This is a genomic window from Nocardia higoensis NBRC 100133, from assembly GCF_000308595.1.
Taxonomy (GTDB): domain Bacteria; phylum Actinomycetota; class Actinomycetes; order Mycobacteriales; family Mycobacteriaceae; genus Nocardia; species Nocardia higoensis.
On sequence record NZ_BAGA01000004.1, the window covers coordinates 85,199 to 107,134 of the forward strand.

The 21,936-nt window shown below is 69.1% G+C and carries 20 protein-coding genes and 1 tRNA gene; 8 read left to right on the forward strand and 13 right to left on the reverse strand.

Going from position 1 to position 21,936, the window contains the following annotated elements:
* Window position 1: 1 nt before the first annotated feature.
* Window positions 2–874 (reverse strand): glucose-1-phosphate thymidylyltransferase RfbA, encoded by an 873-nt coding sequence (gene rfbA, locus ON26_RS00560; protein WP_040793920.1) that lies wholly within the window; start codon window positions 872–874, stop codon window positions 2–4.
* Between the two features lie 227 nt (window positions 875–1,101).
* Here rfbA and ON26_RS00565 point away from each other — a divergent pair, with 227 nt between their 5' ends.
* Complete coding sequence (locus ON26_RS00565; RefSeq protein WP_040793921.1) at window positions 1,102–2,067, forward strand: alpha/beta hydrolase; 966 nt, start codon at window positions 1,102–1,104, stop codon at window positions 2,065–2,067.
* 275 nt (window positions 2,068–2,342) lie between these two features.
* Here the strand turns inward: ON26_RS00565 and ON26_RS00570 are convergent, their stop codons facing one another.
* The gene (locus ON26_RS00570; RefSeq protein ID WP_040793922.1) at window positions 2,343–3,047 is read right to left on the reverse strand and encodes a DUF8020 domain-containing protein; all 705 of its coding nucleotides are present in this window, start codon (window positions 3,045–3,047) and stop codon (window positions 2,343–2,345) included.
* Window positions 3,048–3,421: 374 nt separating this feature from the next.
* Window positions 3,422–4,132 (reverse strand): DUF8020 domain-containing protein, encoded by a 711-nt coding sequence (locus ON26_RS00575; protein WP_040793923.1) that lies wholly within the window; start codon window positions 4,130–4,132, stop codon window positions 3,422–3,424.
* A 206-nt stretch (window positions 4,133–4,338) separates the two neighbouring features.
* Here ON26_RS00575 and rfbB point away from each other — a divergent pair, with 206 nt between their 5' ends.
* Window positions 4,339–5,355 (forward strand): dTDP-glucose 4,6-dehydratase, encoded by a 1,017-nt coding sequence (rfbB, locus tag ON26_RS00580; RefSeq protein ID WP_040793924.1) that lies wholly within the window; start codon window positions 4,339–4,341, stop codon window positions 5,353–5,355.
* Window positions 5,356–5,360: 5 nt separating this feature from the next.
* Here the strand turns inward: rfbB and ON26_RS00585 are convergent, their stop codons facing one another.
* Together ON26_RS00585 and ON26_RS00590 are read right to left on the reverse strand one after the other, a co-directional pair.
* Complete coding sequence (locus ON26_RS00585) at window positions 5,361–7,019, reverse strand: DUF2142 domain-containing protein (RefSeq protein ID WP_083883634.1); 1,659 nt, start codon at window positions 7,017–7,019, stop codon at window positions 5,361–5,363.
* Window positions 7,016–8,029 (reverse strand): glycosyltransferase family 2 protein, encoded by a 1,014-nt coding sequence (locus ON26_RS00590; protein WP_245545673.1) that lies wholly within the window; start codon window positions 8,027–8,029, stop codon window positions 7,016–7,018. Before ON26_RS00590 ends, ON26_RS00585 begins: the two co-directional genes overlap by 4 nt.
* A gap of 55 nt (window positions 8,030–8,084) precedes the next feature.
* On the opposite strand from ON26_RS00590, the gene ON26_RS00595 reads away from it, so the two are divergent.
* On the forward strand, window positions 8,085–8,630 hold the full coding sequence (locus tag ON26_RS00595; RefSeq protein ID WP_245545674.1) for a GtrA family protein: 546 nt from the start codon (window positions 8,085–8,087) through the stop codon (window positions 8,628–8,630).
* A 102-nt stretch (window positions 8,631–8,732) separates the two neighbouring features.
* Window positions 8,733–10,637: a glycosyltransferase gene (locus ON26_RS00600; protein ID WP_040793985.1), complete on the forward strand. Its 1,905-nt coding sequence runs from the start codon at window positions 8,733–8,735 to the stop codon at window positions 10,635–10,637.
* Between the two features lie 196 nt (window positions 10,638–10,833).
* Here the strand turns inward: ON26_RS00600 and ON26_RS00605 are convergent, their stop codons facing one another.
* The 6 genes from ON26_RS00605 to ON26_RS00630 form a co-directional block, all read right to left on the reverse strand.
* A complete protein-coding gene (locus ON26_RS00605) occupies window positions 10,834–11,679 on the reverse strand; it encodes an SDR family oxidoreductase (RefSeq protein ID WP_040793986.1) in 846 nt (281 codons plus the stop codon).
* Between the two features lie 187 nt (window positions 11,680–11,866).
* The gene (rsgA, locus tag ON26_RS00610) at window positions 11,867–12,913 is read right to left on the reverse strand and encodes a ribosome small subunit-dependent GTPase A (RefSeq protein ID WP_040793925.1); all 1,047 of its coding nucleotides are present in this window, start codon (window positions 12,911–12,913) and stop codon (window positions 11,867–11,869) included.
* Between the two features lie 260 nt (window positions 12,914–13,173).
* Window positions 13,174–14,085: a galactofuranosyltransferase GlfT1 gene (gene glfT1 / locus ON26_RS00615; protein WP_040793987.1), complete on the reverse strand. Its 912-nt coding sequence runs from the start codon at window positions 14,083–14,085 to the stop codon at window positions 13,174–13,176.
* 305 nt (window positions 14,086–14,390) lie between these two features.
* Window positions 14,391–15,248: a galactan export ABC transporter ATP-binding subunit Wzt/RfbE gene (gene wzt, locus ON26_RS00620; RefSeq protein WP_040793926.1), complete on the reverse strand. Its 858-nt coding sequence runs from the start codon at window positions 15,246–15,248 to the stop codon at window positions 14,391–14,393.
* 9 nt (window positions 15,249–15,257) lie between these two features.
* Entirely contained in the window at window positions 15,258–16,091 is an 834-nt protein-coding gene (wzm, locus tag ON26_RS00625) for a galactan export ABC transporter permease subunit Wzm/RfbD (protein ID WP_051026458.1), read from the reverse strand.
* 272 nt (window positions 16,092–16,363) lie between these two features.
* Complete coding sequence (locus ON26_RS00630) at window positions 16,364–16,963, reverse strand: bacterial proteasome activator family protein (protein WP_040793927.1); 600 nt, start codon at window positions 16,961–16,963, stop codon at window positions 16,364–16,366.
* A gap of 117 nt (window positions 16,964–17,080) precedes the next feature.
* Here ON26_RS00630 and ON26_RS00635 point away from each other — a divergent pair, with 117 nt between their 5' ends.
* On the forward strand, window positions 17,081–18,283 hold the full coding sequence (locus ON26_RS00635; protein WP_040793928.1) for a cysteine desulfurase-like protein: 1,203 nt from the start codon (window positions 17,081–17,083) through the stop codon (window positions 18,281–18,283).
* A 5-nt stretch (window positions 18,284–18,288) separates the two neighbouring features.
* On the opposite strand, the gene ON26_RS00640 is transcribed toward ON26_RS00635, so the two are convergent.
* Window positions 18,289–19,281 carry an NAD(P)H-quinone oxidoreductase gene (locus tag ON26_RS00640; RefSeq protein WP_040793989.1) on the reverse strand — a complete coding sequence of 331 codons (993 nt, stop codon included), beginning with the start codon at window positions 19,279–19,281 and terminating at the stop codon, window positions 18,289–18,291.
* 276 nt (window positions 19,282–19,557) lie between these two features.
* Here ON26_RS00640 and ON26_RS00645 point away from each other — a divergent pair, with 276 nt between their 5' ends.
* From ON26_RS00645 to ON26_RS00655, 3 genes are all read left to right on the forward strand, one after another.
* Window positions 19,558–20,733, forward strand: coding sequence for an alpha-hydroxy-acid oxidizing protein (locus ON26_RS00645; RefSeq protein WP_040793929.1), 1,176 nt, complete (start codon window positions 19,558–19,560; stop codon window positions 20,731–20,733).
* Window positions 20,734–20,780: 47 nt separating this feature from the next.
* Complete coding sequence (locus ON26_RS00650) at window positions 20,781–21,269, forward strand: MarR family winged helix-turn-helix transcriptional regulator (RefSeq protein WP_040793930.1); 489 nt, start codon at window positions 20,781–20,783, stop codon at window positions 21,267–21,269.
* Window positions 21,270–21,289: 20 nt separating this feature from the next.
* Window positions 21,290–21,377, forward strand: a tRNA-Ser gene (locus tag ON26_RS00655).
* Here ON26_RS00655 and ON26_RS32000 read toward each other — a convergent pair.
* Window positions 21,356–21,826, reverse strand: coding sequence for a gamma-glutamylcyclotransferase family protein (locus ON26_RS32000; protein ID WP_218000523.1), 471 nt, complete (start codon window positions 21,824–21,826; stop codon window positions 21,356–21,358). The two genes, ON26_RS00655 and ON26_RS32000, sit on opposite strands and share 22 nt — an antisense overlap.
* Window positions 21,827–21,936 lie beyond the last annotated feature (110 nt).

A 21,936-nucleotide genomic window follows, 5' to 3' on the forward strand; every position in this document is an offset into this window, starting at 1 on the left:
CTCACCAATCCCGTCCGCGCTCGAGCAGGTCGAGCAGATAACTGCCGTAGCCGGAGCGCACCAGTGGTTCGGCCAGCGCCCGGAGTTGTTCGTCGTCGATGTACCCGCGCCGCCAGGCCACCTCTTCGGGTACCCCGATCTTGAGTCCCTGCCGCTGTTCGATGGTGCGCACGTAGTTGGCCGCGTCCAGCAGCGAGTCGAAGGTGCCGGTGTCCAGCCACGCGGTGCCGCGGGCCAGCACGTCCACCCGCAACCGTCCCTGTTCCAGATACGCCCGGTTGATATCGGTGATCTCGTATTCCCCGCGATCGGAGGGTCGTAGCCCGCGGGCGATCTCCACCACGTCGTTGTCGTAGAAGTACAGGCCGGGAATGGCGTAGTTCGAGCGCGGCTTCTTCGGCTTCTCCTCGATCGAGACCGCCTTGCCGTCGGCGAATTCGATGACGCCGTAGGCGGTGGGGTCGAAGACCCGGTAGGCGAAGATGGCGCCGCCGTCGAGATCGGTGAAGCGGTCCAGGCTGGTGCCGAGCCCCGGTCCGTGGAAGATGTTGTCGCCCAGCACGAGCGCGACCGGACCATCGCCGATGTGCTCGGCGCCGAGGACGAAGGCGCGCGCCAGCCCGTCGGGCTCCGGCTGCACCACGTAGTCGATCGAGATGCCGAACCGGCTGCCGTCGCCGAGCAGGCGGCGGAAGGCCCGCGCGTCCTCGGGAGTCGTGATGACCAGCACCTCGGTGATGCCCGCGAGCATCAGGGTGGACAGCGGGTAGTACACCATCGGCTTGTCGTAGACCGGCACGAGTTGCTTGCTCACCCCGCGCGTGATGGGGTGCAGCCGCGAACCGGTACCGCCCGCCAGGATGATTCCACGCATGTCCTGAAGTCTGCCAGTCCCGCCGCCGCTCGGCTTCGGTGAGGTTCCGGGTAGCGCACGATTGCGTCACGGGGGTTCCGGAATCGGGCGCACAGGCCGAAAAATGTTGCGTGGATCACATTACTGTGGTCTTCTGAAATGACAATGTGTGAGATGTCGACGCCGACGCTCGCCCCGGTCGCGCACGCGATCCGGTCGCCGTCGTGTCGGCGGCGAGGCGGTGCGTGATGGTTGTGCTCAATCCGGAAGGGCCGAGCGCTCCCGCGCGGCTGCTGATGGCGACCTGCCGGGGTGTGGTGCGGCCCGCCCTGCGCGTCACACCGATCAACCGGACCACCATTCCGGTCGGGGCCCTGGCCGTCGAAGGCCTGGCCCGGTTGCGCCCGCACCCGCGCGGCATCGAACGCGAGCAGGTCACCATGCCCGGTTTCCGCATGGAGATCATTCGTCCGGCGGGCGCTGCCCGGGCCCTGCGCCACGGCGCCTTGCTGTACATGCACGGCGGCGGCTTCGCGCTCTGCGGCCTGGAGACGCACCGGCCGGTCGCGGCCAGCCTGGCGCGGCGCACCGGCATGGCCGTGGTCAATGTCGAATACCGCCAGCTGCCCGGCCGCAGCATCACCCAGTCCGTCGACGACTGCGTCACCGCCTATCGCTGGCTGCTGCGCCACGGCGCGTCCGCGTCGCGCATCGTCTTCGCGGGCGACTCGGCGGGCGGCTACCTGAGCTTCGCCACCGCGCTGCGCACCATCGAACGGGGCCTGCCGACCCCCGCGGGTCTGATCGGCCTGAGCCCGCTCCTCGATCTCGACTACGCCGCCAAGCGCGACTACATGAACGTCGCGCTCGACCCCTACATCCCGCTCTCGGCCCTGGAGGCGGTGGTGCGCCTCGGCGCGGAGATCGACGGCGTCCTCGACCCGCTGCTCTCCCCGGTCAACGGCATCCTGGCCGGCTTGCCGCCGGTGCTGCTCATCGCCGCCGAGGACGAGGTGCTGCGCTACGACGCCGAACTGATGGCCGAGCGGCTCAGTGCGGCCGGCGTCCCGCACGCGCTGGAACTGTGGCGCGGTCAGGTCCACGCCTTCACCACCATCTGGCCCGGTCTGCCGGAGAGCCGGGCCGCGCTCGGCCGGGCGGCCCGCTTCGTGCGCACCTGCGTGGCCGCCGGTGAGCAGGCTCGGACGGCCTGATTCGCTCGGCCGGACGAGTCGATGAACCCCGCTCCGGGACGCCGGAGCGGGGTTCGATTCCCGATTCCCCATCACGCCCGCAACCCGATCGGATCGGCTGCCACCCGATTCCCCTTCGGACAGCGGCGGCCCGCATGGTCAAAAAGAGCTGTGCGGCAATTGAATCGCAACTGCCGATGCCGGTGGGCATCCACTGCCGGACGGATCTGTTGTGGAAAAAACGAAGTCCCCGCCCTGATTCGGGCGGGGACTTCGAAGAATGCGATGACCGGCGATTACTTGGCCGGCGCGCTGAACGGCTGGTTGATGGTGGCGAAGTACTGGATCGCGGCGCCGATCGCGACGGGCGCGGTCACCAGGATCTGACCGGCGAGGGTGCCGATCGCGCCGACGGCGAGGATGCCGCCGATGCAGCCGATGGCGGCGGCGGGGATGAAGGGACCGAACAGGCCGACGATGGTGGCCGAGGCGACGGTGGCGCCGGCGATGCCGCCGAGGACGCAGCCGAGCGCGCCGCCGCCGAGGCCGCCGACGAGGGTGCCGATGGTGGCGCCCATGGAGATGGTGCTGGTCAGGCGGCTCCAGGCGGCCTGCTCACGGTCGTACTCGCTCTTCCAGGGGGCCTTGTCCTCGTAGGGCAGGGCGACCGGCTTGTAGACGGCCTTGTCGAGGTCGAACTGCGGAGTCAGGGTCGCGGTCCGCTCGGACACCTCGGCGGCGATCGGGAACTCGAACTCGTCGACGCGGAAGGTCAGCGGGGTGCCGGCCAGGGTGTCGCCGTTGGCGGCCTTGATCTTCAGTGCGTTGTCTTCGACGACCAGCGAGCCGGAGTCGATCGAGATGATCGACTGGGTGTCGGTGGCCTCAGCGGTGAAATTCACCGCGCTGGGCTCGGCCGGTGCGGCATTGGCGGTTCCCGCGGCGACACCGAGAGCGGCGATCAGCAGTGCGGAGGTTGCGGCGAATTTCTTCAAGATCATTCTGGGATTCCTGGATCTGGCTCGAATGGAGTTGTGGCAAACAGATCGAAAACCTATCCGGACAACAGCTGGTGAACGAATCGGGAGTTTCAGATCACATTTGAGTCACCGGCTGGCAAACCGATCGGGACGGCTGCGGAAAACCCTTCCGCCCGAACGCATTCCGGACAAACCCGGGAAGCGGGCCAGGAATGTGTTTCTCGGCATGATGAGAGAATGATCACAGCCGCGGATACGTGGTGATCTCGGCGGCGGGCTGGAGCCCCGAGCCGCAACCACCCCGGCTGCCGGAGCGCCGAGCCCCTCGGGACGAAACAGGCGAACCCCGCTCCGGCGCAGCGGAACGGGGTTCGTCGAACTCTCGGCCGGGGTGATTACTTGGCCGGGGCGTTGAACGGCTGGTTGATGGTGGCGAAGTACTGGATCGCGGCGCCGATCGCGACGGGCGCGGTCACCAGGATCTGACCGGCCAGGGTGCCGATCGCGCCGACGGCGAGGATGCCGCCGATGCAGCCCACCGCGGCGGCGGGGATGAAGGGACCGAAGAGGCCGACGATGGTGGCCGAGGCGACGGTGGCGCCGGCGATGCCGCCGAGGACGCAGCCGAGCGCGCCGCCGCCGAGGCCGCCGACGAGGGTGCCGATGGTGGCGCCCATGCCGATGGTGTCCTTCATGCGGTTGAAGGCGGCCAGCTCACGGTCGTACTCGCTCTTCCAGGGGGCCTTGTCCTCGTAGGGCAGGGCGACCGGCTTGTAGACGGCCTTCTCCATGTCCAGCTGCGGGGTCAGCGTGGCCGTGCGATCGGAGATCTCGGCGGCGATCGGGAACTCGAACTCGTCGACGCGGAAGGTCAGCGGGGTGCCCGCGATGGTGTCGCCGTTGACGGCCTTGATCTTCAGCGCGTTGTCTTCGACGACCAGCGAGCCGGAGTCGATCGAGATGATCGACTGGGTGTCGGTGGCCTGCGCGGTGAAGTTGATCGCGCCGTTGTCGGCAGGCGCGGGCTCGGCGTGGACGGTGCCCGCGGTGACGCCGATAGCGGCGATCAGCAGAGCCGATGTGGCGGCGAACTTCTTGAACAGCATTCTCGGTTTCCTCGATCTGAAGAAGCAGGAGGGACTGGTCGATCGAAATCGAGATCGGCCAACGGCCGGTGAACCATTCATGACGGCTGCTGCAATTTCCGTGCACCATTTCGGTGCGCTCGCCGGACGATCGGAAACGGGCGCACGCGATTTTCCCGGGCCGCCGGAGGTATCGACGCCGCGCCGTGCGACGTAAGATCGCGCGAGTGCGCTTGCTCGTCACCGGCGGGGCCGGTTTCATCGGTGCCAACTTCGTCCAGCAGACCGTCACCGAACGACCCGAGGTCACGGTCACGGTTCTCGATGCCCTCACCTACGCGGGTAATCGGGCTTCACTCGCGTCGGTCGAGCAACACATCGACTTCGTGCACGGCGACATCGCCGACCTCGACCTGGTCGACGATCTGGTCAGCGGTGTGGACGCGGTGGTGCATTTCGCCGCCGAATCGCACAACGACAATTCCCTCGCCGAACCGTGGCCGTTCGTGCAGACCAATATCGTCGGCACCTATTCGCTGCTGCAGGCCGTGCGCCGCCACGATGTGCGCTATCACCACGTCTCCACCGACGAGGTCTACGGCGATCTCACCGCGGACGAACCGGCGTTCACCGAGTCCACCGCCTACAACCCGTCGAGCCCGTATTCGGCGACCAAAGCGGCCAGCGACATGCTGGTGCGCGCGTGGACCCGCTCGTTCGGTATCCGCGCCACGCTGTCGAACTGCTCGAACAACTACGGCCCGTATCAGCACGTGGAGAAGTTCATCCCGCGCCAGATCACCAACCTGATCGACGGCGTGCGCCCCCGCCTCTACGGCGCGGGTCACCAGATCCGGGACTGGATCCACGTGCAGGACCACAACCGCGCGGTGTGGGACGTCCTCGAGCGCGGCCGCATCGGGCGGACCTACCTGATCGGCGCGAACGGCGAACTCGACAACAGGACCGTGGTCGGCATGCTGCTCGAGGAATTCGGTCGCGACCCGGGCGATTTCGACCACGTCACCGACCGTCCCGGGCACGACCAGCGCTACGCCATCGACTCGACCCTGCTGCGCACCGAACTCGGCTGGCAGCCGCGCTACGCCGACTTCCGTGCCGGGCTGGCCGCCACCATCGCCTGGTATCGCGAGAACGAATCCTGGTGGCGGCCGTACAAGGATGCCACCGAGAAGGCGTACGCGGCCGCGGGGGAGCGGACGCTCACCGATCCGGGCGACTGAACCGGTCAGCCCCAGATGATCGTGTGGTACTTGATCACGGTGGCGATCAGCGCGATCGTCGTCGCCGAGACCACCACGATGCTCGGGCCGAAGACCGGTGTGTGTCCCCGTGCGTCGGTGAGCCGCAGCGGCATCCAGCGCAGCAGCGCTGTCAGCGCGAGCAGTGCCAGCGGGACGAAGTAGCGGCCCTGCACGCCGTCGATGATGTAGTAGCCGACCGGCGTGAACGACATGTACAACGTCACATAGATCATCGCGACACCGGCGGCGACGGCCAGTGCGATCAGCGCCGTGCGCCACCGGGTGGCCGAGGCGGGATCCATCCGGTCGCCGATGCCGACGCCGACCGCGAGCGCGAGCAGGCAGCCGAGCACGGCCATCGCGGGAACTTCGATGTAGGCGAAGCCGAGCTCGCCGAAGAACTGGGTGAACCAGAGCTGATCGCGATAGATCAGGCTGTCGCGGAACACCTCGAGGAAGCCGATCGGGTCGCCGAGGATTTCGCCGAGCTGTTCGCCCGGCTTCACCGTGTACCACTGGTGCTGCGGCCGCATCAGGCCCATGCCGTCGCCGGTGGGCGCGGCGATCGCGGTCCACGCCAGGAAGGACGCCCCGCCCACGCCGGCGAACGCCCACGGCACCAGCCGCCGCCAGTCGAAGCCGCTGTCGGCGACCTTGCCGAAGAACGCGAAGCGGCGCACCGGGACCAGCACGATCAGCATCGCCAGCAGGATGTAGGTCGGCTTGCTCAACGGCAGCAGCAGCGTGGCGGCCAGGTAGGCCAGTGTCTCGGCTCTGCTGTACTCGCGGCCGAGGAACAGGCCCTTGACCAGCAGCGCCGAGACCAGCAGCGCCAGCGCGTTGGTCATGGTGTCGGCGGTGACGGTGCCCGCCTGGAAGATCGCGATGGGCAGCACGGCGATGGTGAACGCCAGCCACTGGATCCGATACGCGCGCAGTGCGTAGAGCGCGAAGCCCACCACCAGCAGGTAGCCGAGCAGACCGGCCAGCCTGGTCAGCAGCACCATGCCGCCGACATCGAGTCCCAGCGCTTCCGCGGTCCGGATGCCGACGGCGGCGGGCACATATGCGACGGGCGAGTAGGCCGCGGTATTGGTGAACCAGATCGTCCGCATTTCGCCGCCGACCTCGGCCGCGCGCATGCGCTCGTAGACCATCGGATCGGCGACCATCCTGCCCGGCTCTTCCGGGTTCTCCTGATAGTCGCTCATCGCGTAGCTCATCAGGTCGTCGATCGTCGCCGGAACGACATTCCCGTAGGCGACACCGCGATCGTCGTCGATCTCGGTCGGCAGGAATCCGCCGTGCGCCACCTGATAGGCGCGGCCGAACTGGGTGATCTCGTCGTGACCCCAGAACGGCGGGGTGATGACGCTGAACACCGCGCCGAAGATCGCGGCGAGCACCACGAAAGCGATGGTCGCGCCGCCGAATCGGCGATGTGCGCGACCGGCGAAAGCGCGCAGGCCGCTCGGCTCGCGGCTCGCTACCCGGTCTCGCTGCGCCTGCGCCCGCGGCGGCACTTCGTCGTCGGAGGCGGTCGGGTCCGGCCTCGTGGTGTCCGCGACCGCGGGATTCCCGGCGGCGGAATCACCGGTCGTAGGCGCGGGTTCAGCGGTACCGGGTTCGGTGGAGCTGGTCACAGCGTGGCCTCGTCCTCGCGCAGGGCCCGTCCCGCCCCGGCGGCCTGGAACGATTCGTCCGCTCCGACCGCCGAATAACGCAGGTAGACCAGGCGCGAGGCCTCGTGCCGGGAACGCCGGATGCCGTCCAGGATGAGGCCGGCGGTCCAGGCCAGGCTGCCGAGCAGCAACAGCGTGAAGCCGAGGAAGAGGGTGGGGAAGCGCGGTACCTCACCGGTGCGGGTGAACTCGACGACGATCGGGACCGTCAGGATGATCGAGATCAGCCAGGCGAGGGTGCCCGCCAGGCCGTAGAAGGCGACCGGGCGTTCGTGCCTGGCCAGGCCGATGATCAGCGACAGGATCTTGAAGCCGTCGTGGTAGGTGCGCAGCTTGGATTCGCTGCCCGCCGGCCGGTCGCGGAATCCCACCGGCACCGAGGTCTGCGGCACGCGCAGATGCAGCGAGTGCACGGTCAGCTCGGTCTCGATCTCGAACTCGCGGGAGACGGCCGGGAAGCTCTTGACGAAACGGCGCGAGAAGACGCGGAACCCGCTGAGCATGTCCTCGACGTTCTCGCCGAAGACCTTGCCGACGACGCCGTTGAGCACCTTGTTGCCGGTCTCATGGCCGGTCCGGTAGGCGGAGGCGCCCTCGTCCTGCCTGCGCACGCCGAGGATGTGATCGTAGGGGCCCGACAGCAGCGTCTCGATCATCTGCGGTGCGGCCGACGCCTCGTAGGTGTCGTCGCCGTCGATCATCAGGTAGACATCGGCCTCGATGTCGGCGAAGGCGCGGCGGACCACATTGCCCTTGCCCTTGGTGTGCTCGTGGCGCACGATGGCGCCTGCCTCGCGCGCCTTCTCGGCGGTGCGGTCGGTGCTCAGATTGTCGTAGACGTAGACGACGATGCCCGGCACGGCGGCACGCAGGTCGGCGACGACCTTGGCGACGGATGCCTCTTCGTTGTGGCACGGGACCACTGCGGCGATGCGAAGGTCGGTGGAGTCCACCCGGGTCACGATCCTCATCTCGGGGGCGAAGGGGACACCGGGGAGGGTACACGTCTGGGGTACCGTCGCCGAGGTGTCCTACCCCGACCCCGCTGTCCCACCGGCCGAGCTCTCGGCGGCCGCTTCTGTACCCGTACCGGGGGAAGACCGGGTCTCTTCGCGTGCCATCGATACCGCCGCGCTGCGTAAGGGCAGTGCGTTCCTGGTGGTGGGCGGAATCGGTTTTCTCGCCGATGCGGGCGTGTACAACCTGCTCGTGTTCTGGGGTGGCGAAGGTGTGATGTATCACTCTCCGTTGCCCGCCAAGATCATCGCCATCGCGGTGGCCACGGTGGTCACCTATTTCGGCAACAAGTGGTGGACCTACGGAGACAAGAAATCGGACAATCCGGTCCGCCAATATCTGCTCTACGCGTTGTTCAATGTGGCCGCGATCGCCCTGCAACTGGGCTGTCTCGCCTTTTCCCGGTATGTGCTCGGCCTGTCCTCACCGCTGGCGGACAATATCGCCGGGACATTCGTCGGACAGGCGGTCGCGGTGGTGTTCCGTTACTGGGCATATGACAAGTTCGTTTTCACCGACAGTGGCGACCGACCCGCCGAGCACACCGGTCGCTGACCCGCACGCCCCTCCGACGGTTGATATTCTCGCCACGCCGCGCTCGGCATCCGGGGCGTGTGGTTCGTCCCCGTCGGCACCAAGTTGAATCTCGAGGACTTCATGGACCAGTCGGCTACTCAGGCCGTTTCCGAATCCGATGACCGCCGAACCGCCGCAGCCGCTCCGGCCGCGCTGCGCGTCGACCATCGCGCGCCCGACCGGCTCGTGCTGCAGCGTGGTGTCTTCACCGGGCCGTCGGCCAAGGTCAGCGACGAGCTCTACGCCGTCGCCAAGGGCGGCAAGGTCACCCGCGAGCGGCTGTCGTTGCGCCTGGACAAGGGCGTCACCGTCCACACCAACACCTACTTCGGCCGGTTCGCGGCCAGCTACTGGCAGCGCTGGACCACGGTCACCGAGGTGACCGTCACCATGGCGCTCGAGGTCGGCCGCCGCGCCCGGGTGCGCCTGGTCGCCTCCGACATCGCCGGCCACCGCCGCATCATCGACAGCCTGACCACCACCGCCAGCGGCGTCGCCACCCTCAGCGCCCCGCTCGACCAGTTCGTCGACGGCGGCGCGCTGTGGCTGGAGTTCGACGCCGACGGCGGCGAGCTCGGCATCGAGGAATTGGTCTGGACCGCCGCCGCGCCCGAGCGGATCCGCCCGGTCGCCATCGCCATCTGCACCTTCAACCGCGCCGCGGACTGCGCCGAGACCGTCGCCGCACTGGCCGGCGATCCCACCGTGCTGTCCGCCATCGACGCCGTCTACGTCGTCGATCAGGGCACCGATCCGGTCGCCGACCGCCCCCGCTACCAGGAGGTCGAACCGGCCTTCGGCGACAAGCTGCGCTACATCCGCCAGCCCAACCTCGGCGGCGCGGGCGGCTTCACCCGCGGCCTGTACGAGGTCTCCGCGGTCAACGAGCACGCCGACGTCATCCTCATGGACGACGACATCCTGTGCGAGCCCGAGACCGTGCTGCGGTTGAACGCCTTCGCCAACATGACCGTGGAACCGACCCTGGTCGGCGCGCAGATGCTGTTCCTGCTCAACCCCGACTACCTCAATGTCGGCGCCGAGGAGGTGCACCTGGGCGACCTGCGGCACGGCCAGCGGGTGCCCAAGGCGCTGCGCAACACCTCCATGCTCAAGAGGAACCAGGAACGTCGCGTGGACGCCGGCTACAACGCCTGGTGGACCTGCCTGATCCCGGCCGAGGTGGTCGCCAGGATCGGCCTGCCGATCCCGATCTTCTTCCAGTGGGACGACGTCGAGTACGGCGTACGGGCCCGCGAGCACGGGTTCGTCACGGTGACTCTGCCGAACGCGGCGGTCTGGCACGCGGACTTCTACTGGAAGGACTACGACGACTGGGCGCGCTACTTCTCCACCCGCAACTCGCTGATCGTCGGCGCGATGCACACCGATCTCGACGGCAAGAAGATCACCAAGCAGCTGTTCCGCAATATCGCCGAGCAGCTGGTCGCCATGCAGTACGGCCTGGTGCACACCACCCTGCAGGGCATCGAGGACTTCCTCGACGGCCCGAAGACCCTGCGTGACGGCGGTATCGCCGCGCTGGCCGCCGCGCGGGCCGAGCGTGCCGACTACCCGGAGACCATCAAGCACCCGGCCGCGACCCCGCCGGTGAACGCGGCCGACATCTCCATCCGCCGGGCGGGCGGCGAGCCGAGCCGGGCCCTGCTCGTGCTGATCAAGCGTGCGGTCGACCAGTGGTTCGGCCGCACCCAGCACGGCCTGATCGGCGTCACCCGCGAGGACGCCCACTGGTGGCACGTCTCGCTGTTCGATCACGTGGTGGTCACCGACGCCTCCCAGTCCGGCGTCCGGATCCGCCGCCGCGACAAGGCCCGCGCCCGTGCCCTGCTGCTGCGCACCATCCGGGTGTTGCGCCGCCTGCGCCGGGAGCTGCCCGCCCTGCAGTCGCAGTACCGGGCCGCCATGCCGGAGCTGACCAGTCGCGCCAACTGGGAACGGCTCTACGGCCTCGAGGCCGACTGACTTTCCTGCCTCGCGGCGAAGGCCGCATCCGCGCCGACCGGCACGGATGCGGCCTTCGGCGTCCCCGGAACCCACCGGTGCTGTCGGCGAGCGCTTGTGGTCCGGCTGCCGATGACCTCGGGCCGGGATGTGACGCCTGGGCCGGGGGCAACTTGTCGGGTCCCGAATGGCTGACCCCGGACCGGTGAACGGCAGATCAGAGGAACAGGTCGGTGCTCAGCGGGCCGTCCCCGGGAACCACGCGGTACTTGTCGAGGTCGGTGATGCCGTGCGCGGCGAGCACGTCGTCGTCGATGAAGAAGTTGCCGGTGGTCTTCTCCGCGGGCGAGGTGAGCACCAGGTAGGCGGCGTCGGCGTAGATGTCGGGGGTGCGGGAGGTGGCGATCATCTCCTCGCCGCCGAGCAGGTTGCGCACCGCGGCGGTGGCGATGGTGGTGCGCGGCCACAGCGAGTTCACGCCGACACCGTCGTTCTTCAGCTCCTCGGCCAAACCCAGTGTGGTGAGCGACATCCCGTACTTGGCGATGGTGTAGCCCAGGGCCGCGCCCGCCCACTTCGGGTCCAGGTTGAGCGGCGGGGAGAGGGTCAGGATGTGCGGGTTGCGGCCCGCGCGGGCCGACTCGCGCAGGTGCGGCAGGCTCAGCTTGGACAGCAGGAAGCTGCCCCGGCAGTTGATGTCCTGCATGAGGTCGTACTTCTTCATCGACAGCGCGTCGGTGGGCGACAGGTCGATCGCCGAGGCGTTGTTGACCACCAGGTCGATGCCGCCGAAGCGCTCGACGGTCTGCCGCACCGCCTCGGCCACCGACTCGTCGATGCGGATGTCGCCGACGAACGGCAGGACCTGCCCGCCCGCTTCCTCGACCTCGGCGGCCGCGGTGTGGATGGTGCCGGGCAGTTTCGGATGCGGCTGATCGGTCTTGGCGATCAGGGTGATGTTGGCGCCGTCGGCCGCGGCGCGCTTGGCGATCTCCAGGCCGATGCCCCTGCTGCCGCCGGACATGATCAGCGTCTTGCCCGCGAGCGGCTTGTTTTCCGTCATCGACATGCTCCTTCGTCGCGAGCGCCCGCGTGGTCTTGCCCACCCGGACGCGCTTCGTGTCGCGGTGCGGTGCCCCGCGACGCCTCGTCTCTCACGGTAAGCGCGGCCGGCCAGATATGCAACCAGTTGCATAGAGGGATCCGGAAAAGGGCACCGGACGAACCGGTGCCCTCGGCCGCGGCGAGCGCTAGCGGCGGTTGTCGCGCTCGCGATAGTTCCGCCGCTGCTGTTTGACGATGCCGCGCCACTCGCGTTCCCGCTCGGCCCGCAAGCGCTTGTCGGTGCGCGCCGCCATCCAGGCGTTCTCCCTGGCCAGCTTGCGATAGCTGGACAGCCTGCGCGCGGTGATCGCCCCGGCCTCGATGGCCTCGCGGACAGCGCAGCCCGGTTCGGACTCGTGGGCGCAATCGGTGAACCGGCAGCGCGCCGCCAGCCCCTGGATATCGCTGAAGGTGCGCCCGATGCCCTCGGCCGCGTCCCACAGGCCTACCCCGCGCAGTCCGGGGGTGTCGATGAGCGTGCCGCCGCCGGGCAGCGGACGCAGTTCCCGGTGCACGGTGGTGTGCCTGCCCTTCTTGTCCGCGGTGCGAACCTCGTTCGTCGCGAACACCTCCCGGCCCAGCAGGGCATTGGCCAGCGTGGACTTGCCCGCACCGGACGGACCGAGCAGGGCGACGGTCCCGTCCAGCACCGCGCCGAGGACGTCGAGACCGGATCCGGCATTCGCGCTGACCGCGAGCACCGTGGCCCCCGGCGCGACCGCGCGCACCTCGTCGATCGGAATATCCTCCGCCGCATCGGCTTTGGTGAGCACGACGACCGGCTGCGCGCCGCTCTCCCACACCAGGGCGAGCATCCGCTCGATCCGGCCGGGATCCACGTCGCCGTCGGCGGCCGCGCAGATGAGCACGGTGTCGACATTGGCGGCGAGCACCTGGCCGGTCGAGCGGCCGGAAGCCGACGAACGCACGATCGCGGTGTGCCGCGGCAGCAGCGCGCGCACCTCGCCGCCGGCGTTCAGGCTCACCCAGTCGCCGGTGCACAGCCCGCTGACCGGGGAGTCCGCGCGCGGGCACCGCGCCCGCGCCGGTCCGGTCGGGGTGATGACATCGCATTCGCTGCGGTCCATGCGCAGGACGCGCGCGGGCACGCAGTCCTCGTCCAGATATGCCGCGTACCGCGCGGCGACGGTCTCGTTCCAACCGTAGGGAACGAGCAGGTCGTGGTCGACCATTCCGGAGCATCCTTTGTCGGGCCGAGCCCGACGTGGGCTCGGCTAGGAGATGTGGATTCCCCTCCGGGAGAAGAACACAGCGGAGAGGAACACGGGGGAGGGGAACAACGCTGTTCGGGCGCCGACGGCCCGGCGCACGACAATCCGCGCTTCCTTCATGTGTTCCACCTCCTCGTCTCTCTCGTTCCGATACCGACGCCGGATACTCTCGCACGACTCGCGCGCACCCGGCAATGGATTTTCTACCTGGGCGAACGCCTCTAGTCCGGCTTGCCGAACTGCTCGTGGCGGCCCAGCGAGCGCAAATGGAACCACTCGCGCAGCCCGGCCGGATCGCGGCGGGTCACCAGGAAGAACCAGGAGAACCGGATCCACTCCTGCGGCAGCAGCTTGCGCATGCCCGGCTGCGACATCAGGTAGCCGCGATTGCGGTAGGTGAAGTAGCGCTTGACCGGGTCGTCGGGGTACTGGGTGTGCATGCGCCCGCCCAGGATCGGCTTGAACTCGGCCGCGCCGTTGGGATGCAGGTAGGCGGTCTGCAGGCAGGTGCCGAAGGGCAGCCCGGAGCGGACCAGCCGCCGGTGCACCTCCACCTCGTCGCCGCGCACGAACAGCCGCAGGTCCGGCACGCCGATCACGTCGACGGCCTTGGCGGAGATGAGCGCGCCGTTGAACAGCGAGGCGATGCCCGGCAGGAAATCGTCGTCGCCGAGCTCGGAGCGCAACCGCCGCCACACCACGCCCCGGCGCAGCGGGAAGGCCAGCCGATCGGGCTCGTCGATATCGCAGACCACCGGCGAGACCTCGACCAGACCGTGCCGTCCGGCGCAGTCCAGCAGGGTCGCGAGCACTTCCGGCCCGTCCGGGCGCCCGTCGTCGTCGGCCAGCCACACCCAGTCCGCGCCGAGGGTCAGCGCGTGCAGCATGCCCAGCGCGAACCCGCCCGCACCGCCCAGATTGTGGGCCGAACCCAGGTAGGTGGTCTCGATCGGCTGCTGCTCGACCAGCTCGGCGACCTCGGCCTCGTTGGCGTTGTCCACCACGATCAGGTGGTCCACCGGACGGGTCTGCGAGGTGAGCACCTTCAGTGACTCGGCCAGCAGCTCACGGCGCTTGTGGGTGACCACGATCGCCACGATCCGCGCATCGGGTCCGGTGCCCGCTTCGGGCAGGAAGGACGATGCCTCGCCGCTGACCGGCGCAACCGCGAACCCGTCGAACGCCGACTCCCGCTCGCTGCCGTCGCGCTCGCCGCCGCGCGAGTCGCGGGCTGCGGGCGCTTCGGGTGTGCCGCTGTCGCGGGGGTCGCTCGCCGGCTCGTTGCCCGAGGAGCCCTCGGAAGGATCAGCGCTGCCGGGGACGGCCGTCGGCTCCTGCGAAACGTTCTCCGCAGCAGCGGTTTCGCTCGTCGCTCTCACCTCCGACGCGGCACCGGAGCCGGGCTCCGGGTTGGGGAGAGCTTCCGGGCGCTGACCGCTCATGCTGGTTTCTGCTCCAGTTCTTTCGTGCTGTCGTCCGCGGAGCTCTTCGCGCGGCCGGCCCGTTCGGCCTCCATCTCCCGCAGCACGGTCGCCACGTGGTTTCCGGCGTCGGGGCCTTCGTAAGCGCGCACCACGTGCTCGATACCGCCGCGCTCGCGGATCTGGCCGTGGTCGATCCACAGCGCGGAATCGCAGAGCTGGGCGAGGAATTCGTTGGAATGGCTCGCGAACACCAGGATGCCAGACCGCGCCACCAATTCCTGCAGCCGCAGGCGGGCCTTCTTCATGAACTCCGCGTCGACCGCGCCGATGCCCTCGTCGAGCAGCAGGATCTCCGGGTCGATGGAGGTCACCACACCCATCGCCAGGCGCACCCGCATACCGGTGGAGTAGGTGCGCAGCGGCATGTGCAGGTATTCGCCGAGTTCGGTGAAATCGGCGATCTCGTCGATCTTCGCCAGCATCTGTTTGCGGGTCTGACCGAGGAACAGGCCACGGATGATGATGTTCTCGTAGCCGGAGATCTCCGGGTCCATGCCGACGCCGAGATCGAACACCGGCGCCACCCGGCCGCGGATGCGGGCGCTGCCGCGCGAGGGTTCGTAGATGCCCGACAGCAGCCGCAGCAGCGTGGACTTGCCCGCGCCGTTGTGCCCGACCAGGCCCACCCGGTCGCCTTCGCGCAGCTTCAGATTGATGTCGCGCAGCGCCTCGACCACGACCACATCGGACTGGTTGCGCCCGATCGCGCCGCCCGCCTTGCCGAGGAACGCCTTCTTCAGCGACCGCGACTTCGCGTCGAAGATCGGGAACTCCACCCACGCGTGGTGGGTATCGATACTCACACTGCTCATGTGCGGCTCCTACACCCAGTACGGCACGCGTGCCCGGTACTGCTTCATGGCCAATACCGCGCCGATCCAGCCGATCACGGTGATCGCGCCCACGATCACCCAGTGACGCAGCTCCTGCGGTTCGCCCAGCAGGGGAGCGCGCACGATCTCGAGGTAGTGGAAGGTCGGAATGATCTCGACCAGCCGCGCCCGCTCGCTCGCGCCGCCGATCTGGTCTTCGAGGGTCTTGGTGGTCCACATGACCGGCGTCAGCACGAACAGCATCAGCGTCATCGAGCCCAGGATCGGGGCGATATCGCGATAGCGGGTGCTGAAGATGCCGAACAGGATCGACACCCACATCGAGTTCAGGAAGATCAACCCGATGGCCGGAATCGCCAGCAGGCTCGTCCAGCCGAGGTTCTCCCACACCCCGAAGCCGACCAGCAACAGCAGGTAGATCACCAGGTTGTGGGCGAAGAAGAGCAGCTGCCGCCACACCAGCCGGTAGATGTGCACGCTCAGCGCCGAGGGCAGCTGCTTGATCAGCCCCTCGTTGGCGATGAACACATCCGAGCCCTCGAGAATGCTGGCTTGGATGACGTTCCACACGATCAGGCCGACCGTCACGTAGGGCAGGTACTCGCGCAGCGGCTGCCCCAGCAGCGTCGCGTAGAGGATGCCCATCGCCGCGGCCTGCACGCCGGTGGCGATGGTGATCCAGAACGGGCCGAGCACCGAACGGCGGTAGCGCTGCTTGATGTCCTGCCAGCCCAGGGAGAGCCAGAGCTCGCGTTGCCCGAAGCCGTCGCGCATGTCCCGGAACGCGCGGCGGAAGGTCTGCGAATCCGACACGAACGCCACCGCTCCGTTCTCGCTCTCGGAATCCTCGCCGGACGCCCGATCCGCCGGGACCTGCGCGGTCTCGGCGTGCTCCGGATTCGCCTCGGAATGGTCGGGGGTCGCCGGGTTCTTCTCGGTCGAAGTCACCGAGCTCTGTTCAGGAGGCACCGCACTCACTTCGGAGTCGGGGCGAGCGGCAGCGGCGGGCACGGTGCTCGACACTACCCTCCGAGCAGGCGTCCGCGGTCGGGATGGTCCAGCCCGGATGGGCGGGCCACCCGCGCTCGCCGGGTTTACAAGTACTGGCCGGAACCGCCGGTGACGTGATCGGCGCGACCCGCGCGCGGATCGACCGTCTGGAGACCGGGCGGCAGCGCACCCTGGCGCATCTGTTCCAGCTGGGCCCGGGCGGCCATCTGCTGGGCGAACAGCGCGGTCTGGATGCCGTGGAACAGGCCCTCGAGCCAGCCGACGAGCTGGGCCTGGGCGATGCGCAACTCGGCATCCGATGGCACCGCGTCCTCGCTGAACGGCAAGGTCAGCCGCTCGAGTTCGGCGCGTAGTTCCGGGGCGAGACCCTGCTCCAGCTCGCGCACCGAGGAGCGGTGGATCTCCTTGAGCCTGCTGCGGCTGGCGTCGTCGAGCGGAGCGGCCCGCACCTCCTCGAGCAGCTGCTTGATCATGGTGCCGATGCGCATCACCTTGGCGGGCTGCTCGACCATGTCGGCCAGCGATTCGCCCTGCTCGGCGCGCTCGTCGGAGTCCTCGGCGGTCACTTCGCCGTCGACCGGCACCGCGCCGGCGCGCTCGCTCGCGCCGGCCGGGAGCACCAGGGGCTGCCCGTCGGGACCGACCACGACGATGGAATCGGGTGTCTCGTCCGAATGCGTCATGACCCCTATCATGTCGCTTTGTCGCCGGACGCGCTAAACCTCCGGCGTGCGGGGCCGGACGCCGGGCGTTCGCCGGGTCCGTACCGAGCCGCGTGGACGCCGATTAGAGTGGCCGATATGACTTACGACGTCGCGAGGGTTCGGGGCCTTATACCGTCCCTGGGCGACGGCTGGATTCATCTCGATCCGCAAGCCGGCATGCTTGTCCCGGATTCGGTATCTCGTGCCGTATCAACGGGTTTCCGTACGACGTCGTTCTCCCATGTCGGACGCCATGGGGCGGCGCGGCGAAGCGCGGCTGTGCTGGACGCCGCCCGCGAGGCGGTCGCCGATCTGGTCGGCGGCGACCCGGCGGGTGTCGTGCTCGGCCCGGATCGAGCGGTGCTGTTGGCCTGGCTCGCGGAATCGCTGAGTTCGCGCCTGGGTCTGGGCACCGGGATCGTGCTGTCGCGCTTGGACGACGAGGCGAATGTCGCGCCCTGGCTGCGCATCGCCAACCGCTACGGCGCGCACGTGCGCTGGGCCGAGGTGGAGATCGAGACCTGCGAGATGCCGTCCTGGCAGTTCGAGGAGCTGATCGGCCCCACCGCCCGGCTCGTCGCGCTCACCGCGGCCTCGCCGATCGTGGGCTCGGCGCCCGCGGTGCGGGTGGCCGCCGATCGGGTGCACGAGGTGGGCGGTCTGCTGGTCGCCGACGCGTTCGGCGCCGCGCCGTACGCGTTGATCGACATCGACGAGCTCAATGCCGACGTGGTCGCGCTCAGCGCCCCGGCCTGGGGCGGTCCGCAGATCGGCGCGCTGGTGTTCCGCGATCCGGCCTTCCTCGACCGCATTCCCTCGATGTCGCTCAACCCCTACGCCAAGGGTGCCGAACGGCTGGAGGTGGGTGGTCACCAGTACGGCCTGCTGGCCGGGCTGACCACCTCGATCGACTTCCTGGCCGGGCTCGACGAGCGCGCGAAGGGCACCCGCCGCGAGCGCCTGGAGATCTCCATCACCTCGCTGCAGGACTATCACGATTCGCTGTTCGAGCACCTGATGGACACCCTCGACAAGATCGACGATCTGACCATCATCGGCCGCGCCTCCACCCGCATCCCGACCGTCAGCTTCACGGTGGCCGGGATGCAGGCGGAGAAGGTCGCCGCCAAGCTGGCCGACGCCCGCATCGGCACGCTCAGCGGCGTGCACGGCGGCAGCAGGCTGCTCGACGCGCTGGGCGTGAACGACGAGGGCGGCGCGGTCACCGTCGGGCTCGCGCCCTACACCACGAAGTTCGAGATCGACCAGCTCGGCCGCGCGCTGAGCGCGTTGGAGTAGCGGCTTCACTCCTCGCGGACGCGCAGCACCACCTTGCCGACCACCTGCGAGGAGTCCAGCAGTTCGTGCGCCCGGCCCGCCTCGGCGATGTCGACTTCGGCGTGGATGACCGGCACCACCGATCCGCCCTCGATCAGCGGCCACAGCTCGGCACGCACCGCGGCGATGATCTCGGCTTTGCTGCCGGTGCCCGTGGCGGGCCGGTTGCGCACATTGGTGGCGTGCACGCTGCCCCACTTGCCCAGCAGCGCACCGATGTTCAGCTCGCCCTTGACCCCGCCCTGCATGCCGATGATCACCAGGTGCCCGTGCGGCGCCAGCGCGGCCACATTGCGCGAGAGATAGGACGCGCCCATGTTGTCGAGGATGACGTTCGCTCCGCGCCCGTTCAGCCCGCGCACCACCTCGACGAAATCCTCGTCGCGATAATTGATCAGCACGTCCGCGCCGAGTTCCCGGCAGCGCTCGAGCTTCTCGGGCGAACCGGCGGTCACCGCCACCTGCGCCCCGCGCTGCTTGGCGACCTGGATGGCATGCGTGCCGATCCCGCCCCCGCCGCCGTGGACGAGCACCGTCTGCCCGGCGCGCAGGCCCGCGGTCATCACCAGGTTCGACCACACGGTCGCCGCGACCTCGGGCAACCCGGCCGCCGCGCCGAGGTCCATGTCGTCGGGCACGGGGAGCAGCTGGGTGGCGGGCACCGCGACCCGCTCGGCGTACCCGCCGCCGGACAGCAGCGCGCACACCCGGTCCCCGACCCGCCAGTCGCGCACGCCCGCACCGACTTCGGCGATCACGCCCGCGCACTCCAGGCCCGGCACCTCGCTGGCGCCTGCGGGCGGCGGGTACTTCCCCTGCCGCTGCAGCAGGTCGGCGCGGTTCACCCCGGCGGCGACCACGTCGATCAGCACCTCACCGTGCCCGGGTGCTGGATCGGGCGCCTTTCCCCACACCAGCACTTCCGGTCCGCCGAATCCGTTCAGTTCGATCGCGCGCATGTTCTCCATACTGCTCTGTCCGCCCGCCCGACGCTCTGTTCGCCCGGCCCGGTTCTGTCGGCCCGGCGCTGCTCTTCGGCCCGATGTGCTCGCTTCGCCCGGCACGCCGTCCGCGAACCCCGAACCCGACGTGCGACCCGCTCCGTGCGGCAACGGTCCACCGGTGCGGGCCGCGGTGCCCAGAAGCGGCGACAGCCCGCGCGCCGGATTTCGCGATGACGACGATTTGCCTGATCCGTCCAGCGCGATCGCCGCCCTCGGGCTAGCGTTCCAGCCGTGAGCAGCTTCATCGACTTCCAGAACGAGATCTACCTGCGCGGACTGGGCGGTGAACTGCCCGAACTCCCGATGACGGCCGACGGTCTCGAGCAGCGGGCCCGCGAAGTCCTCGGCGCCGCCGAATACGCCTATGTCGCGGGCAGCGCCTCCTCGGGCCGCACCGCCGCCGCCAACCGCGCCGCCTTCGACAAGCACCGCATCGTGCCCCGGATGCTGCGCGGCACCACCGCGCCCGGCGCCCGCGACCTGTCGGTGGAAGTGCTCGGCACCCAGCTGGCCGCCCCCGTGCTGACCGCCCCGATCGGCGTCCTGGAACTCGTGCACGAGCGCGGCGAGGTGATCGTCGCCGAGGTCACCAAGGAATTCGGCATCGGTTCGGTGCTCTCGACCGCCGCGTCCAGCACCATCGAGGACGTCGGCGCCGCCGCGGGCGACTGGTGGTATCAGCTCTACTGGCCCGCCGACGACGATCTGGCCCGATCCTTCGTCGAACGCGCCGAGCGCGCGGGCGCCAAGGCCGTCGTCGTCACCGTCGACACCCCGTCGCTCGGCTGGCGTCCCCAGGACCTCGCACTCGGCCACCTGCCGTTCCTCGCGGGCAAGGGCATCGCGAACTACCTGTCCGACCCGGTCTTCCGCGCCAAGCTCCCCATGCCGCCGGAGGAGTCCGAGGACGCCATGCGGATCGCCATCCTGACCTGGGTGAGCCTGTTCGGCAACCATGCCCTTCGCCCCGCCGACATCACCCGTCTGCGGGAATGGACCGATCTGCCCATCGCGGTGAAGGGCATCCTGCACCCCGACGACGCGCGCCTCGTGGTCGACGCGGGCGCCGACGGTGTGATCGTCAGCAACCACGGCGGCCGCCAGCTCGACGGTGCCATCGCCGCCCTCGACGCCCTGCCCGCCATCGCCTCCACCATCGGCGACCGCGCCGACGTGCTGTTCGACTCCGGCGTCCGCACCGGCTCCGATGTCCTGATCGCCCTCGCCCTCGGCGCCAAGGCGGTCCTGTACGGGCGCCCCTATGCCTACGGTCTGGCCCTCGCCGGCCGCGAGGGCGCCCGCCACGCCCTGCGCCTGTTGCTCGCCGACCTCGATTCCTCCCTCGGCCTGGCGGGCTGGTCCAGCGCCGCAGCCCTGGACCGCTCCGTGCTCACCGCGCCGCACTGACCGGGCGGGTCGCACTGTGCGACTCATATCCGTTTTAGAATCTCGCGGTGCCCGAACCATCGACGCCCGCCGCCACGGAACCGCGCTGGCTGTCCCCGGACGAACAGCAGGCCTGGCGGGCCTACATGGACGGCCACCAGCGCCTCATGGCCACTCTCAACCGCCAGCTCCTGCGCGAGAGCGACCTCAGCTTCGCCGAGTACCGCATCCTGGTTCTGCTCTCCGAAGCCTCCGGTCACGCCCTGCGAATGAGCGAACTCGCCGACGGCGTCCTGTCCTCCCGCAGCCGCCTCACCCACCAGATCCGCGGTATGGAATCCCGCGGCCTGGTCCGCCGATCCTCCTGCCCACGCGACGGCCGCGGCGTGCTCGCCCAGCTCACCGACACCGGCCTGCGCACCCTGCGCACCGCCGCCCCCGGCCACGTGGCAGCCGTCCGCCGCCACTTCGTCGACCTGCTCCACCCCGAAGAACTCGCCACCATCCACCAGGTGTTCACCCGGGTCGACGGCACCACCGCCGCCCCCTCCGCCTGACCGGTTAAGATCGCTGCACTGGAGACGTGGCAGAGCGGCCGAATGCACTCGCCTTGAAAGCGAGCGTCGCGAGAGCGACCGGGGGTTCAAATCCCTCCGTCTCCGCCACGAACACCCTGGTCGGCCCGTCGTCTTCCGGCTCGATCGTGCCGCAGCCAGGACGCGCACCGTTCGACGTAGGGGCTCAGCTCGGTGGCGATGAAATCGTCGAGCAGCCACTCCGTGCCTTCGGCGGATTCGTTCCATACGTAGACCATCGCCGCCGTGCCGCTCGCCAGGGTCACCGGTACGAGGTCGTACTCGTCGCCCTCGTACCGGTCGAGCAGCGTCCATTCGGCGGCGGCGAGTCCCGTGAGAAGCCGTCCGGTGGCCGATCCGGCCGGGGCTGGAACCAGGCCGGGGTAGACGCGATCCGGCAGGCGCGCGATGCGCCAGCCGGTCAACACGTCGGGCGTCGAATCGGGTATGCGGCCCAGCAGTGTGCGCAGAACCGCGTCCACTCGCAGCGTGCCGTAGGCGAACAGCGGTGTCGTCCGTGCGTCGCGTCTGTCGTGCACCCGCGCTGGCCCTTTCCTCATCACGGTTTCGGCGGCGATTCCGGCTGCTCTTTACATTGCCCCGCCGTGGTCGCAAGGTTGAGTGAGGTCCACCCGGAAGTACCGATCAG